Source organism: Anaerovibrio sp. (assembly GCF_024697385.1).
Taxonomy (GTDB): Bacteria; Bacillota; Negativicutes; order Selenomonadales; family Selenomonadaceae; genus Anaerovibrio.
Window position 1 is genome coordinate 1 of sequence record NZ_JAILFV010000118.1, and the last position, 15,213, is coordinate 15,213.

The following is a 15,213-nucleotide window of genomic DNA, read 5'->3' on the forward strand; positions in this document are numbered from 1 at the left end:
AGCTTTAAGATGTCCCCTTCCTCTTTAGGTGGGGGAAAACAAACTACAACAGCTGGCGAGCATATCTCCCAGCTCGTTGAAACGCTAATTGGAAGATTTTTCTTCTAAAGAAGAAAAATTTGAACAATGGCGTTATAACAATATATTAAAAGAGCTTTTTTCCATGATAGGTGAAATGGCGATAAAAATCAAGGGTGATATTCGCAGTTGAGTATAGCGAAGCCTAAACGGCACATATGTTATGGGGTGGAAAAAGCAAGTGGCAACGGGTGTGGGGTATTTTCCATTCATTTGAATTATTACAGGAGAGAGTTTGCCTATGGCAAACTTTGTTTTGAGGCATTATAATAAAATAGATATGCTGTTGTGACTTACGGAGAATAAGCCCTGACCAATTAGTGAGGTATCATGATAGTCGGCAGTTAAATTATGAAGCTATGTAATTATGTGAAAATAGATGAAAAACAGGAGTAATTATGGAGTACAGTAAAGAAAGAGAAGAAAGTGCAAAAAAACTGGCAGCACAGCAGGTACTGCCAAATGTTCAGTGGTTTCCGGGACATATGACAAAGGCCAGACGCATCATAACTGATAATCTGAAATTGGTTGATGTGGTAATTGAGCTTTTGGATGCCCGTATTCCTTATAGCAGTGCTAATCCTATGATTCAGGAAATAATAGCTGATAAACCAAAGGTGGTAGCGCTCAATAAGGCCGATTTGGCCGATCCTGCTGCCACAAAGGAGTGGATTGCATATTTTAAGGCAAAGGATATCAAGGCCGTAGCCGTGGATGCCACCCAGGGCAGGGGGATTAAACAGCTGGTACAGCTGACAGAGGATCTGGCCCGGTCCAAGACAGAAAAGCTGGTTTCCAAGGGAGCAAAGCCAAGGGCTGCCAGGGTGATGATTTTGGGTATTCCAAATGTTGGTAAATCCTCATTGATTAATAGGCTGGCCGGTTCGAATAAGGCAAAAACTGCAGATAAGCCTGGTGTGACCCGGGCAAAACAATGGATAAGGCTGGGGAGTCAGCTGGAGCTGCTGGACACGCCGGGAATACTTTGGCCAAAGTTTGAAGATATGAATGCCGGTCTTAAACTGGCATTTACCGGGGCTATCAATGATGAAGCAATTGACCGTGAGCTCATTACAGGCGTTTTTCTGGAAACCATGTTAAGGAGCTATCCGGAACGGCTAGCTGAGCGTTATAAAATCAAAGAGGAGCTTCCGGATAAACCGGAGGATTTGCTGGAACTGATTGGCAGGAAGCGCGGCTGTCTGTTAAAGGGCGGCATTATAGATATGGAAAAGGCACAAAGAATAGTGCTTACTGATTTCAGGAGCGGAAAGCTGGGGGCAATCAGCCTTGATCGTCCTACAGATATTTCTCAGGAGAAAGATTAATGAATATATCAGAGTTGACGATAAAGGAAATAGAGGGCCTGTTTGCTGCGGATAATGTTTCTGAGGATTTGATTAATGCCTGTCGTCAGGACACCAGGGCAGCCACGGCAAAAATCATCAAGCGGTATGAGCGTAAACAGGCCGAGGTGGCCAGGGTTCTTGGTATGTATCGCTATGAAGAGGGGGCAGCTGCTGAAGGGTGCAGGATTGTTGCCGGGGTTGATGAGGCAGGACGCGGTCCGTTAGCAGGACCTGTTTCTGTCGCCGCGGTGATTTTGCCTGAAAAATTGATTTTGCCACGCATAAATGATTCAAAGAAATTATCTGAAAAGGTCAGGGCTGAGCTCTTCGATGAAATCATGTCCAAGGCAGTTTCAGTCAGGCAGGTTTTTATAGATGAAAGGACAATTGACAGGATTAATATACTTCAGGCTACCATGAATGGTATGTATGAGGCTGTATTCGCGCTGGATCCCCAGCCGGAAAAGGTGTTGCTGGATGCTGTCAGGCTGGAAAGACTGCCAATGCCTTCGCTGTCCCTGATAAAGGGAGATGCCAAGTCAGCATCAATTGCTGCGGCGTCAATTATTGCCAAGGTATCCCGTGACAGACTCATGGATGAATATGACAAACAATATCCTGAATATGGATTTGCAGAACATAAGGGATATGGCACGGCAGCACATATTGCTGCAATTAAAAAGTATGGTCCGTGTGCTATACACCGTCTGTCCTTTGAGCCTATCAGATCAATGGTAGGTCAGTAATATAGTATGTTTTTTTGCCGGGAGGTGGGAAGTTAATGGCGACTAATGTAACTGGTATGACACCATCAGTACAATCAACAGAGCGTACACAGGAACCAAAATCAGATAAATTATCAGTGCGGAGAGATGGTGGTAATAGCAGTGCCGGATTTTCTCCCAGAACTAATGTAAATATTAAAACTTCCATTGACAGTATGACAGAAATACTGTCAAAGATTTCCAGCAATAATGCTGATGCGGAAAATGCAATTCCGGAGCAGTTGAAGGAGATCATAAATAATGTTATGCGCAATGCATTTTCTCTTGATGGAACAGTCAAGGAAGGTGTTGGCAGTTCATTGGCCAGTCAAAGGTTTTCGGTTGAACAGCTTAATACCCTCAGTCGTATGCTTAATCAGTTGGGGGCTTTGGAGGATCAAGGCAGACTGGCTGATTTGAGTGAGGATTTACAACTGGTATTGGATAATCTGAAAAGTATAATTGGGCAGAATAAAAATATGGAAGCAGTAAATTTAAACAAGCTGGCGTTCCAGCTTGTTCAAAATGATGATGGGACGCAGCTTCCAAAACAGGTCGAAGAGCTTTTGACCCAGCTGTCAGCACTTCTTACACCACAAACTGCTGCTGGTTCGCCCACTTCCCCATCAGAAGGATTCAGCCTTCTGAATAAGCTGGTGGATGCTTTCTTTCCTAAATCACTGTTTGCAGGAGGGAATACTTCCCAGTCAGTACCTAATCAGGGAGTCTTTGCCGGTAATGGTACGCCAGGGGCTGTTTATAATAATAATCCTTTTGGTGGGCAGGGGGCAGTATTTACCAATGCATCATCCGGGCAGGTGAATATGGCTGCCAATAATGCAGATGCCAATAATGTTCCAGGTAATAATGCAGCTGGCAATAATGTTCCTGGTAATAATGCAGCTGGCAATAATGTTCCTGCCAACAATTCAGCCCCTCAAGGTGGTCAGAATGTTCCTTTAGGACAGTCTGTAAATCAGGGTGCCCAGACTGGAGGCAACATAACTGGTAATACACAGGGAACCCTCCAGCAGGCTGCCAATGGCAATATTCAGCAGTCAGCTGTGGCAAGCCCTCAGACAGCCAATATTAATCAGCAAAATACCACTCCTTCAGGTAATGCACAGTCACAAAATACTGCTATGCCCGGTAATGTGCCACAGGGTAATGCTTCTGCGGGAAATATATCGGCACAGCAGACTCAGGTACAGGGCAATATGCCGGGAAATAACCAGCAGCCAGGTGTACTGACGAATCCATCCGGTGCGCAGGGCGGAGTGCCCGGAGAAAATGCAGTCCTACAGCAGGGCAACACAAACGCCAATGCTCAGGTAAATGCTGCCAATGTTAATATCAACAATGCTCCAAATGCTGTACCGGGGCAGGCACAGACCGGAGAAATCCCTGTTGGAAATAATCCAATGGGTAGTCAAATATCCGGAGATGGGCCATCAAATAAGATGCAGGCGGATATGTCAAATGCTGATATGGCCAAGGCCTCTACGGACAACATTAAAAATAATGAGACCTTAAATGTCAGACTTAATAATGTGGGTCTGGCCTATGAGGGTACTGCTGCCAGGCAGGAAGGGGCAAGCCCGGAGATGAATCCACTGTTCAAGCAGATATTCAGCAGGTTTGGACAAAATCCGGCAAATAATATGCCTGCCAATTCCGGACAATCCCAGTTTCAGCCTTTTCAGATGGATAGTCAGCAGGTAGCAATGGCCCTGAGGGATGTAGGTCAGCTTCTGTTAAAAAACGCGGATTTATCACCTAAGGATGTTCAGCTGCTGAATAATTTTGTAAATAATGATCAGGGGGATTTATCCCAACAGGATGCCAAGCAATTAAACCTTCTGCTGCGAACGGTGCAGAGAAATATGCCAGCCTCAATTCAGCAGGCTGCTCAGAAGATGGGCATGGAAGAACTGCCGAAGCTGTGGGCTTTTATGCAGCTTTGTGATCTTGCCTCACTTAAAAAGATGAAGGGGTATAACTACAGGGTTGCCAGCAAGCAGATTAATAATTTTACGGCATCCATTAAAAGCTCAATGGATAGTGAAGGGAGCTTCAAGGCGGATGGACAGAAATCCATTTCCTTTATGATGCCTCTTTATATGGGGGATGGTACCATGAATTATCCTGCATATATCCATATTTACGACGAGCCACAGCATGAGGATGATTTTGGCGTAATGCGGAAGGATACATGGTTCAGGGTTTGCGTTTTGACTGAGTCTATTGGTGCTGTTGATATTGTATGCAGGCTTTATGAGGGAAATAATCTGAATCTGAGGGTTGTATTCTCCGATCAGGACTCCGTTGATGAATTCAGTGAATATTTGCCTGATATACGCAAGGCGCTTTATAATACACCAATTAATCTTACTGATCTGAAAATAGGGACTGTGAATAATGATGAATAATAGACGGGAGCCGAGGGAAGATCCTGAAAAGGATGAATTGGCCGATAAGAAAGCCGTTGCACTGAAATACGATATGGAAAAGAACCTGGCACCAAAGGTGGTAGCCAAGGGCAAAGGGCATGTAGCCGAAAATATATTGGATGCAGCCCGTAAAGGGAAGGTGCCGGTTTATCAAAATAAATCATTGGTGAATATGCTTATGGCCCTGGAACTCGATAAGGAAATTCCTGCCGAGCTGTATACAACTGTAGCGGAAATATTGGCTTATGTATATAGGATTGATCAGCGGCGTAAGAATGTAAACAACGAGTTTTCATCAATGTAATAGTTTGGGCTGGGAGAATAACACTGAGATGAACAACAAAATATTGGGTGACAAGGGGGAAAAGGCCGCAGCGGCTTATTTGAAAAATCATGGATACATCATACGGGACACCAATTATCGTACCAAAACCGGTGAGATAGATATAATAGCGGCCAGAGGTGACATGCTGGTTTTCGTTGAGGTTAAAACCAGGGGGTCATATGCTTTTGGACTTCCCAGTGAAGCTGTTAATCTACAAAAGCAAAAAAAGATAATCAAAACTGCTCAGGCGTATATACAGGCTGAAAGGCTGTATAACTATGTATATCGTTTTGATGTGCTTGAGGTGTTGGCACCAAAATCCGGTGGTATGTCCTTTAATTTGATTGAAAGTGCCTTTGAGGGCTGATATACATTTCTAGGTGGAGGAAAAATGAAAATCATAGTGGGAATTACCGGGGCAAGCGGCAGTATCTACGGGTTGCGCCTGGTGGAATTTTTGAAGTCAAGTGGGCATCAGGTACATATGGTAATTACTGACAGTGGTAACAAGGTGATAGAATATGAATGCCCTGATATATACAGGAAAATTCTTGATGGGACAGATATGCTTTATGATGTGCATGATATAGGAGCTGCTATTGCCAGCGGGTCCTTCAGGGCTGATGCCATGGTAGTAGTGCCGGCATCCATGAAAACCGTAGCCTGTATTGCAAATGGTGTAACGGATAATTTGCTCACCAGGGCCGCTGATGTTATGTTAAAGGAAAGGCGCACCCTGATAATGGTGCCAAGAGAAGCCCCGATGCACGCAGGGCATCTGGAGAACCTGTTGAAGGTGTCCCGCCTGGGAGCTGTTGTCATACCGGCCAGCCCGGGATTTTATCATAAGCCGGTCACTGTTATGGATTTAGTGGATATGCTGGTGGGGAAAATATGCGATAGTCTCAGCATCGGCAATGACCTTTTTGAGCGCTGGAAGGGGCTCCCGGGGGACTGAGTTTGACAATCATAAATGTACTGTTAAAATAATTTTTAAAGAAGGTTGTATAACCTTCTTTTTATTTACAAAAATCTTTACAAACATAAAATTATTTGCTAAAATGACTAATATAATTAATTATATTTTGAGGAGGGATTGCTGTGGGAGCATCACCGGTTTCATGTGAGGTCAAGGAACGCATTGGAGTAATGGGAGAGGACAGAAGAGGCTGGACCAAGGAATTAAACCTTGTTTCCTGGAACCATTTAAATCCAAGATACGATATTCGGGAGTGGGCACCGGACAGAAGCCGTATGGGAAAAGGAGTGACCTTTACCAGGGATGAAATAATTAAACTGAGGGATATGCTTAATCAGCTTGCTGTATAGCATTTCTGCATTATTCACCTTATATGGGAATAGGACTGATTATATCATTATTGATATAACCAGTCTTATTTTTTTTCTGATAAACCGATTTGAATTCCTGTAAAGCACTTCACGGCCAAGCTGATACCAATTGGTAAAATGATACCTGAAGGATTTTGTCAGTGGTAAAATTTGAACAATGGCGTTATAATTATCCTTGTTTTTATTGTTAGTGGTAATTATGTTTTTTTATATGAATCAGTGGTGTGTTTATGAAAATCAGAAATTGGAAGATAGTTCTGGCCATATTGTGCCTCAATGTCATAATGATGGCTTCAGGATATAATATGCTCATTCCATTTTTGCCGATGTATCTGCTCAATGAACTCGGTGTTTCCGGTGATAACATTGGCATTTGGACAGGAGCTGTTTTTTCGGTTACCTTTCTTGTAGGAGGTATCATGGCTCCTGTATGGGGAAAACTGGCTGATAATATTGGTAAAAAGCCTATGGCCCTGAGGTCCGGAATAATGCTGTCCCTATCTTACTACGCCATGGGAATGGTGACTTCACCCGAGCAGCTTTTTTTGGTCAGAATGTTTCAGGGCTTTGCTGCGGGATTGATTTCAGTATTTATGGCTATGTGCAGTGCTTCTGTGCCTGCGGGAAAAATTGGTGTCAGTATGGGCCTGTTTCAGTCAAGTCTTACTGCCGGTACGGTAATTGGTCCGCTTATGGGAGGCATTTTGGCTACATATATTGATATGCGTACCTCATTTTATGTAGCAGGAACTCTCTTGCTTGTACTGACAGTTGTTACCTGGCTTTTTCTGCCTGAGCCGTCTTCCGGGAAAAAGGCTGATAAGAAGGATGACGAGGTCAGCATATTGAAGCGCCCGGAATTGCGGGAGGTATTGATTTATATGTTTTTGCTGTGGTTTGTCATATTGATAATACAGCCAGTTATGACTTTGTATGTTGCGCAGCTGAACCATAGCAATGATAATGCCATGCTTTTATCAGGCGGTATTTTTTCCATGATCGGAATTGCCGGGGGGATAATTGCACCATGGTGGGGGCGTTATGGACAGAGCCGTGGTTTTTATAAGACCTTGGGAATCGGCCTGGTCCTGGGTTCTGTTGCAAGCTTTTTCAACAGTGTGCCGGAAACAGTGTTGGGTTACGCTATAGCCAATATTGTTTTCTCCCTGGTATTTGGTGGCGTTCTGCCATCCCTGAGTTCCATTATTGCCAGGAAGACAGCTACCAATGAACGGGGAAGGGCATATGCCTACAGCTTTTCTGCCCAGCAGTTTGGCTCAATGCTGGGACCGTTGGCCGGAGGTCTTTATACTACATTTATGCCAATCAATACTGTTTACTATATCAGTGCCTTTATTTTATTTGTCCTGGGAATATGTGTAATAAAACGGCATAAAGGCTCCTGGAACTAGCAAGGATGGAGTTTGTACGGGGACGGCTTGTCATTCTCTGTACATGGAGGATGGTATGGCTTTAGTCCGATTGTATTGTCAAATAGATTGGAGCGATTGTAATATGGATTATATGGATGAAGCAAGAAAGGAAGCCGATATAAATCTTGTATCAAATGAAGGGGGACCATTTGGTGCGGTCATTGTCAAGGACGGCAGGATAGTTGGACGGGGACATAATAGAGTGCTGGCAAAGAATGACCCTACATGTCATGCTGAGATGGAAGCAATACGGGATGCGTGCAGGCAGCTTAAAACATATGATTTGAGTGGATGTGAACTATATACCAGTTGTTATCCATGCCCAATGTGCATGAGTGCTGCTATCTGGGCCAATATCAAAATCATCAGGTACGGCAATACTGCCGAAGATGCTGCAAAGGTGGGCTTTCGGGATGACATGATATACGATTTTATAAGGGGGAATTGTGAAAACTCAAAGGTTGTTGAGCTGGAACAGATATCCAGGGATAGCACAATAGAAACTTTTCACAAATTTGCCCGCAAAAATGATAAAACCATATATTGATTTTATCTTTCAGGAAATTTCAATTGATACCACTGAGACCTCCGGACAGTCAACAGCTGATGCCGGAGGTCTTTCCTTGGGTGATTATGCTTTTCCTTAAATTACTTAGTATGGTATAATATAAGGCACGGAATTTTTGAGAGGATGTATAGATTTGAATAAAAAATATTTAAAAATGCTTACCTATGGCTGCCAAATGAATTTTAGTGATGCAGAGCGCATGGAGGGTGAGCTGGAAAAATTGGGATATATTTCCACAGAGGATATGGCCAAGGCCGATCTCATCATAATAAATACCTGTTGTGTTCGCGAGACTGCCGAGGATAAGGTTTATGGCAAAATCGGTGAAGTAAAGGGATTGAAGCGCACAAAGCCAGACCTGATTTTTGGCATTACAGGCTGTATGGCACAAAAGGAAGGAGAGCATCTGATAAAAAGGGCTCCCCATATTGATTTTGTCCTGGGCACAAACAAGATACATGAGGTGGTTTCAACTGTTCAGAAGCTGGAACAATCACTGACGAAGCATGTTGTGGATACTGAAATAAATGAGGCGGAAATGCCGGAGAATGTTTCGATTCACAGGAAGACTGCCCTGACGGCCTGGATTCCTATTATGTATGGCTGCAATAATTTTTGCACCTATTGTATAGTTCCTTATGTGAGGGGCCGTGAACGCAGCCGTTTGCCTCAGGAAATTATTGCTGAGGTACAGGACGCGGTGAAGCAAGGCTATAAAGAAGTGACACTTTTAGGACAGAATGTAAACTCCTACGGCAAGGACAACAGCAAGACTACCTTCGCTCAGCTCCTGCAAATGGTGGATCAGGTGGAAGGCATTGAAAGAGTGCGCTACATGACATCACATCCAAAGGATTTAAGCGATGAGGTAATTGAAGTAATTAAAACCAGCAAACATATATGCAGGCATTTTCATTTGCCTGTACAGTATGGCTCCAATAAGATTTTGAAGGCCATGAACCGGGTTTATACAGTTGAATCCTACAAGGCCCTGATTGAGAAAATAAGGCGGGCTGTCCCTGATTCAAGTATTACTACTGACCTGATAGTGGGCTTTCCGGGGGAAACAGAGGAAGACTTTAATGAGCTGTTGGAATTCTTGCAAGAAATTCGCTATGACCAAGCGTATACCTTTATATATTCAAAACGCTCAGGAACCCCGGCAGCGGAAATGGATAACCAGGTGGAGGACAAGGTAAAGCACGATCGTCTTAATCGTCTGATGGAGCTGCAGAACAAAATAAGTCTGGAAAAGAATATGCAGCTTAACAATAGTGTGCTTGAAGTCATGGTTGAGGGGCCAAGCAATAATGATGAGAAGGTGTGGTCAGGCCGCACTGATACCAACAAATTGGTGCTTTGGCCATATAATGGTCATGAAAAACCTGGAGATATTGTTAATGTGAGAATTTGCCAACCCCAGACATGGGTTTTGAAGGGCGAGCTTGAATAGGAGATACCATGGAATTGACTCCAATGATGCAGCAATATTTAGCTGTAAAGGAACAGCACCCTGATGAGATACTTTTTTTTCGTTTGGGTGATTTTTATGAAATGTTTTTTGATGATGCGGTTACTGCGTCCAAGGAATTAGGACTTACACTGACCAGCCGCAGTGGCGATGTAAAGAAGAATCCTATGTGTGGGATTCCTTATCATGCTGCCGAAAGCTACATCACCAAGATGGTCAATAAGGGATACAAGATTGCCATTGCGGAACAGATTGGTGATCCAAAGGCAAAAGGGCTTACCAAGAGAGAGGTCATAAAGGTAATTACTCCGGGGACCATTTTGGAGGAAAGTGCCCTGCAGTCTGCAAATAACAATTATATTGCCCTGATTTATGAAGTGGAAGGTGAAATTGTCCTGGCAGGTGCGGATATATCCACCGGTGAATGCTTCTATGGGGTGTATTCCGGTGACGAACGCCAACAGGCTTTATATGATGAGCTTTATCGTATTATGATGCCTGAGCTCATCCTTTTGGGCAGCCTATCATTTGCTGATGATTTGCGCGAATTTATAAACCTTAGAATGAGTTCCTGTGCCTTTACCATTATTGATGAACCAACAAAAAACTGTGATGATATGATAATCCGTCACTTTGACATTAATAATCGGCCGGAGGGAGAGCCGGCCAGATTGGCAGTAGCTACTCTGCTGGAATATCTTCATGATACTGTGCGGACTGATTTGACACAGCTTTCTCAGCTTACCAAGCTGGATTTTGCCAATAATCTTGTCATTGATACCTATACCCTCAGAAATCTGGAAATCACCCGTAACCTGAGGGACGGCGGTAAAAAGGATACACTTTTGGATGTACTGGATTTCACCGATACGGCCATGGGTACCAGACTGCTTAAGAAATGGTTGGAATATCCATTATTGAATATTGGAAAGATAAATAACCGTCTGGATGCAGTTGAGGAACTGGTGCAGGATTTTATTCTTCGCGGTAACCTGAAGAATTTGTCCAAGAGTATATACGATTTTGAAAGGCTTTTAACCAGGATTGAGGTAGGAACGGCAAATGCCAGAGATTTGGTGGCACTAAGGTCATCTCTTGGGGTGCTGCCTGATATCAGGGGGCTTTTGACTGATACAAGGGCCACTCTGCTGCAAGAATGCTATAAGAATATACATATCTATAATGATCTGGTCGACCTACTGAACAGGGCTATTGTGGATTCCCCGGGTCTTACTGTCCGTGAAGGTGGTATTATCAAGGAAGGCTATAACGAGGAGTTGGACGAATACCGTAAAATATCCAGGGACAGTAAGCAGATGCTGCAGACTATGGAGGAAAAGGAAAAGGAAGCTACCGGTATTCGGGCCCTTAAAATAGGCTACAATAAGGTATTCGGATATTATATTGAAGTCCGTCACAGCGGTACGGAGCTGGTTCCGGAGCATTATGTGAGGAAACAGACCTTGGCCAATGCAGAACGCTATATTACCCAGGAATTAAAGGAATTTGAAACCAAGATTCTCGGAGCAGAAGAAAAGATAGTCAATATAGAATTCAATCTGTTTACGGAAATCAGGGAGATCATAAAAGAGAGACTGGGGGATATTCAGGGAACGGCCAAGCACATAGCCTTGCTGGATGTACTCACAGGTCTGGCTGAGGCCGCCGGAAATTATAATTATGTAAGACCCCGGCTCGTATCAAATGGACAAATTGATATAAAGGATGGCAGACACCCCTTGGTGGAGCGGATTCTTACCAGGGATCTTTTTGTGCCTAATGATACAAGACTTAACCATTCAGATTGTGAGATAATGCTTATTACAGGACCTAATATGGCCGGTAAATCCACCTATATGCGCCAGACTGCATTATTGACACTTATGGCCCAGGTAGGCAGCTTTATTCCTGCCCGGGAGGCATCAATTTCACCTGTTGACCGTATATTTACCAGAATCGGGGCGAGTGATGACCTGGTAAGTGGTCAAAGTACCTTTATGGTGGAAATGAATGAGGTGGCGCAGATATTAAAATATGCCACCAGGGACAGCCTGGTTATTTTGGATGAGATTGGCCGTGGTACCAGTACCTTTGATGGTATGAGTATTGCCAGGGCAGTTATTGAGCATATCAGGGAAAAAATCCATGCCAAAACCCTGTTTGCAACTCATTATCATGAGTTGACGGATTTGGAGGATGATATAATTAAAAATTACTGCATAGCTGTCAAGGAAAAGGGGAAGGACATCAACTTCCTGCGCAGGATAATCCCCGGAGCATCAGACAAGTCATACGGCATCCATGTTGCCAGACTTGCAGGACTGCCAAAGGCTGTCACCAGTCGTGCAGAAAAGATTTTGGCCGGACTGGAAAGTGAGGCCCCTGCTCACGATAATGTTTCCGTTACAAAGGAAAACAGCAGTAAGGAGGCCTTACAGGAGAAAGATGATATGATGGATTCCCTGTTTGGCAGTACCATAAGTGATGAGCTTATGTCCATGGATGTTATGACCATGACGCCAATAGAGGCTATGAATACACTGTATCGCTTACAGCAGCAGGCACGGGAGGAGGCTGGAAAAGGATGAGCTTTGTTCATGTCCTGGATGATAATACCATAAACAAGATTGCTGCCGGTGAGGTTGTGGAAAGACCGGCTTCTGTGATAAAGGAGCTGGTAGAAAATGCCATTGATGCCAAGGCCGACCGTATCGAGGTGGAAATTATGGCCGGCGGAACCAGCTATATGCGGGTATCTGACAACGGCATAGGCATGAGTATGGAGGATGCCAAGCTGGCTATACAACGACATGCTACCAGTAAGATATTTAATGTAGAGGATCTTTTATCCATTGATACTTTGGGGTTTAGGGGTGAAGCACTGCCAAGTATTGCCGCTGTATCCAGATTCAATCTTCAGACAAGACAGGCCGGTACCGAGTTGGGTACGGAAATCAAGATTTCCGGTGGGCGCAATGAAGAGATAGGTGAGGCTGGCTGCAGTCTTGGAACTACCATCAGGGTAGAGGATTTATTCTTTAATACCCCTGCCAGAAAGAAATTTCTCAAGACAACCAATACCGAAGGAAACAAGATTAATGATTATATAATCAAGCTGGCAATTTCCAGGCCGGATATTGCCTTTAAGTTTATCAATAATAATAAAACTGCAGTAGTGACCCCGGGAAATGGAAACCTGCATGATACCCTGCGCAGCATTTACGGCGGTTCTGTGGGAGATGCACTTTTGGGACTGAACTTTTCTGATGGTGAAATCACCATTAAGGGGTACATATCAAAACCTTCCACTATACGCAGCAATCGTGGCTGGCAAACCTTCATTATAAACGGGCGCATCATATCCAACCGGGCCATTGCCAAAGCCGTGGATAATGCCTATGCATCACTTATTCCAAAATCGGGATATCCGATGGTAGCACTTTTGATGGATGTGGAACAGAAGACTATAGATGTAAATGTTCATCCGCAAAAAAGTGAGGTGAAATTTGAGGATGAGGGCCGGATTTTTAAGGCGGTATATAAGGCCGTATTGGATGCGGTTCGTCCTCATGGACAGCAGCTGGGAAATATAGCTGCCGGTGTCGAAAGACCGGAGCGTCATTTTACCGCTGCTCCGGCTGCACTTAATCAGCCTGTTATGAAGCCTCTTTTGGATGATATTCATTTTGTTCCTGCCAAGGAAGCACCGGTGGAAACTGCAGGAAGATACTCCTCCCAGGGTATTCCCTCCTCTGCCTATCAGTACAGGGTGGAGCAACAGGCCAAATCACTGCAGGAAGCACATGCTGAACTTGCTGATATGGGAAGGAATCACCCTGAAGAAGGGACTATATCAGAAAACAATTTGTCAGTGGACATGGAGACGGGGGAGGTTATTGAAAAGCCTTCAGTGGAAGGATCAGGCAAATCACCTATGGTTCCTATCGGACAGGTGGATAATACATATATTATTGCCCAGGATGCTGATGGCTTGTATATTATTGACCAGCATGCCGCCCATGAACGGATTTTGTATGACAGGTTTGCTGCCATGACTGACAGGATTCCATCCCAGCAGCTGCTGGTACATCTCTACATTGATTTAAGTGACAGGGAAGCAAAGCTGATCGAGGATAATCTGGAGTTGTTTAACAGTCTTGGTTTCAGTATGGAACCAAGTGGACCGGAGCAATATCGCCTAATGGAGGTTCCTGCTGATATCCCTGTTGGTGAAGCAGAAGATGTAATCAGGGAGATATTGGTATCCCTTGAGGATATGCATCAGCTTTCAGCAGCTGAAATACGCCATGCCTGTCTGGCCATGACAGCCTGCAAGGCCGCCATTAAGGCCGGATTTCAGCTGAATTTCCGCCAGATGGAAATTATTCTGGAGGAGCTGAATAACACTGCCATGCCATATACATGCCCTCATGGCAGGCCGACTATTTTGAAATTCAGCAGTGAGGAACTGGCAAAAATGTTTAAAAGAACAGGTTTTTAAGGAGCTTTATGGATAATACCATTGTTACAACTGAAAGAAAAAATCATAGTGACAGTATACAGCTGGCCCAACATGCTGCTGATACACTAAATTTACAGTTGGTAATGAGGCACCATGAATCCCTTGAGGAGCTTCGTGAAAAATACAAGGCCACCAATGTACTGGTGGCCAGGCAGGGCAAATATGTATTGGTTACACCTGAGGGAGAGCTGTTTTTTCATCCCAATATGTCACAGCTGCGCATAAAGAATATCCGTATGGGTGATGAAGACCATATGATCAGGGCCATGGACCTTAGAGAAGGTATGTCGGTTCTTGATTGTACCCTTGGCTTTGGTGCCGATTCCATTGTAGCCAGCTTTGTGACAGGACAGGGAGGAAGTGTGGTTGGCCTTGAGGCAAGTCCGATTATTTCCTTTATTACCGGTGAAGGCATGAAATCTTTTCTGGCCACAAATTACGAGCTGCACAGTGCCATTAAACGCGTCAGGGTAATCAATGCTGATTATAACCTGTACCTTAAGGAATTGCCGGACAGCTCTGTTGATGTTGTATATTTTGACCCTATGTTTCGTCATCCATTAATGGACAGCCATAATATTAATCCTCTTCGTTCTGTGGCTGATCACAGGCCTTTGGAGCCTGAAGCGGTGAAAGAGGCAATGCGTGTGGCCAGATGTCGTGTAGTAATGAAGGAAAACAGCCGCAGCAAGGAATTTTCCCGACTGGGCTTCAGTGATATTTCCGGCGGTAAGCATTCCAAGGTACATTATGGCATAATTCATATATAACGAGCTTTAAGATGTCCCCTTCCTCTTTAGGTGGGGGAAAACAAACTACAACAGCTGGCGAGCATATCTCCCAGCTCGTTGAAACGCTAATTGGAAGATTTTTCTTCTAAAGAAGAAAAATTTGAACAATGGC

General features: G+C 44.1%; 14 protein-coding genes. All 14 read left to right on the plus strand.

From position 1 onward, the window contains the following. The first annotated feature begins 88 nt into the window (after positions 1-88). The 14 genes from K6C05_RS06380 (at position 89) to K6C05_RS06445 (ending at position 15,080) form a co-directional block, all read left to right on the plus strand. Positions 89-211 carry a hypothetical protein gene (locus K6C05_RS06380; RefSeq protein WP_296732659.1) on the plus strand — a complete coding sequence of 41 codons (123 nt, stop codon included), beginning with the start codon at positions 89-91 and terminating at the stop codon, positions 209-211. Between the two features lie 265 nt (positions 212-476). Then, positions 477-1,406: a ribosome biogenesis GTPase YlqF gene (gene ylqF / locus K6C05_RS06385; RefSeq protein WP_296732662.1), complete on the plus strand. Its 930-nt coding sequence runs from the start codon at positions 477-479 to the stop codon at positions 1,404-1,406. Further along, on the plus strand, positions 1,406-2,173 hold the full coding sequence (locus K6C05_RS06390) for a ribonuclease HII (RefSeq protein ID WP_296732666.1): 768 nt from the start codon (positions 1,406-1,408) through the stop codon (positions 2,171-2,173). Before ylqF ends, K6C05_RS06390 begins: the two co-directional genes overlap by 1 nt. 35 nt (positions 2,174-2,208) lie before the next feature. Beyond that, positions 2,209-4,620 carry a hypothetical protein gene (locus tag K6C05_RS06395; protein WP_296732668.1) on the plus strand — a complete coding sequence of 804 codons (2,412 nt, stop codon included), beginning with the start codon at positions 2,209-2,211 and terminating at the stop codon, positions 4,618-4,620. Further along, entirely contained in the window at positions 4,610-4,945 is a 336-nt protein-coding gene (locus K6C05_RS06400) for an EscU/YscU/HrcU family type III secretion system export apparatus switch protein (RefSeq protein WP_296732670.1), read from the plus strand. Before K6C05_RS06395 ends, K6C05_RS06400 begins: the two co-directional genes overlap by 11 nt. A gap of 28 nt (positions 4,946-4,973) precedes the next feature. Then, a complete protein-coding gene (locus tag K6C05_RS06405; protein WP_296732672.1) occupies positions 4,974-5,333 on the plus strand; it encodes a YraN family protein in 360 nt (119 codons plus the stop codon). 24 nt (positions 5,334-5,357) lie between these two features. Further along, positions 5,358-5,924 (plus strand): UbiX family flavin prenyltransferase, encoded by a 567-nt coding sequence (locus tag K6C05_RS06410; RefSeq protein ID WP_296732674.1) that lies wholly within the window; start codon positions 5,358-5,360, stop codon positions 5,922-5,924. Between the two features lie 143 nt (positions 5,925-6,067). After that, positions 6,068-6,295, plus strand: coding sequence for a PC4/YdbC family ssDNA-binding protein (locus tag K6C05_RS06415; protein ID WP_296732676.1), 228 nt, complete (start codon positions 6,068-6,070; stop codon positions 6,293-6,295). A 251-nt stretch (positions 6,296-6,546) separates the two neighbouring features. Continuing rightward, positions 6,547-7,728, plus strand: a complete 1,182-nt coding sequence (locus tag K6C05_RS06420) for an MFS transporter (protein WP_296732678.1) — start codon at positions 6,547-6,549, stop codon at positions 7,726-7,728. A gap of 103 nt (positions 7,729-7,831) precedes the next feature. Next, the gene (locus K6C05_RS06425) at positions 7,832-8,296 is read left to right on the plus strand and encodes a nucleoside deaminase (protein WP_296732681.1); all 465 of its coding nucleotides are present in this window, start codon (positions 7,832-7,834) and stop codon (positions 8,294-8,296) included. A gap of 154 nt (positions 8,297-8,450) precedes the next feature. Beyond that, positions 8,451-9,770, plus strand: coding sequence for a tRNA (N6-isopentenyl adenosine(37)-C2)-methylthiotransferase MiaB (gene miaB / locus K6C05_RS06430; protein ID WP_296732684.1), 1,320 nt, complete (start codon positions 8,451-8,453; stop codon positions 9,768-9,770). A gap of 8 nt (positions 9,771-9,778) precedes the next feature. Beyond that, the gene (gene mutS / locus K6C05_RS06435) at positions 9,779-12,376 is read left to right on the plus strand and encodes a DNA mismatch repair protein MutS (RefSeq protein ID WP_296732694.1); all 2,598 of its coding nucleotides are present in this window, start codon (positions 9,779-9,781) and stop codon (positions 12,374-12,376) included. Further along, on the plus strand, positions 12,373-14,289 hold the full coding sequence (mutL, locus tag K6C05_RS06440) for a DNA mismatch repair endonuclease MutL (protein ID WP_296732696.1): 1,917 nt from the start codon (positions 12,373-12,375) through the stop codon (positions 14,287-14,289). The genes mutS and mutL overlap by 4 nt, the downstream gene beginning before the upstream one ends. 8 nt (positions 14,290-14,297) lie before the next feature. Then, positions 14,298-15,080 (plus strand): class I SAM-dependent methyltransferase, encoded by a 783-nt coding sequence (locus K6C05_RS06445; protein ID WP_296732698.1) that lies wholly within the window; start codon positions 14,298-14,300, stop codon positions 15,078-15,080. Positions 15,081-15,213 lie beyond the last annotated feature (133 nt).

Bases quoted from the DNA above. Each gene is read 5' to 3' on its own strand.
- ylqF (WP_296732662.1), top strand. From the start codon at position 477: ATGGAGTACAGTAAAGAAAGAGAAGAAAGTGCAAAAAAACTGGCAGCA.
- K6C05_RS06390 (WP_296732666.1), top strand. From the start codon at position 1,406: ATGAATATATCAGAGTTGACGATAAAGGAAATAGAGGGCCTGTTTGCT.
- K6C05_RS06395 (WP_296732668.1), top strand. From the start codon at position 2,209: ATGGCGACTAATGTAACTGGTATGACACCATCAGTACAATCAACAGAG.
- K6C05_RS06400 (WP_296732670.1), top strand. From the start codon at position 4,610: ATGATGAATAATAGACGGGAGCCGAGGGAAGATCCTGAAAAGGATGAA.
- K6C05_RS06405 (WP_296732672.1), top strand. From the start codon at position 4,974: ATGAACAACAAAATATTGGGTGACAAGGGGGAAAAGGCCGCAGCGGCT.
- K6C05_RS06410 (WP_296732674.1), top strand. From the start codon at position 5,358: ATGAAAATCATAGTGGGAATTACCGGGGCAAGCGGCAGTATCTACGGG.
- K6C05_RS06420 (WP_296732678.1), top strand. From the start codon at position 6,547: ATGAAAATCAGAAATTGGAAGATAGTTCTGGCCATATTGTGCCTCAAT.
- K6C05_RS06425 (WP_296732681.1), top strand. From the start codon at position 7,832: ATGGATTATATGGATGAAGCAAGAAAGGAAGCCGATATAAATCTTGTA.
- mutS (WP_296732694.1), top strand. From the start codon at position 9,779: ATGGAATTGACTCCAATGATGCAGCAATATTTAGCTGTAAAGGAACAG.
- mutL (WP_296732696.1), top strand. From the start codon at position 12,373: ATGAGCTTTGTTCATGTCCTGGATGATAATACCATAAACAAGATTGCT.
- K6C05_RS06445 (WP_296732698.1), top strand. From the start codon at position 14,298: ATGGATAATACCATTGTTACAACTGAAAGAAAAAATCATAGTGACAGT.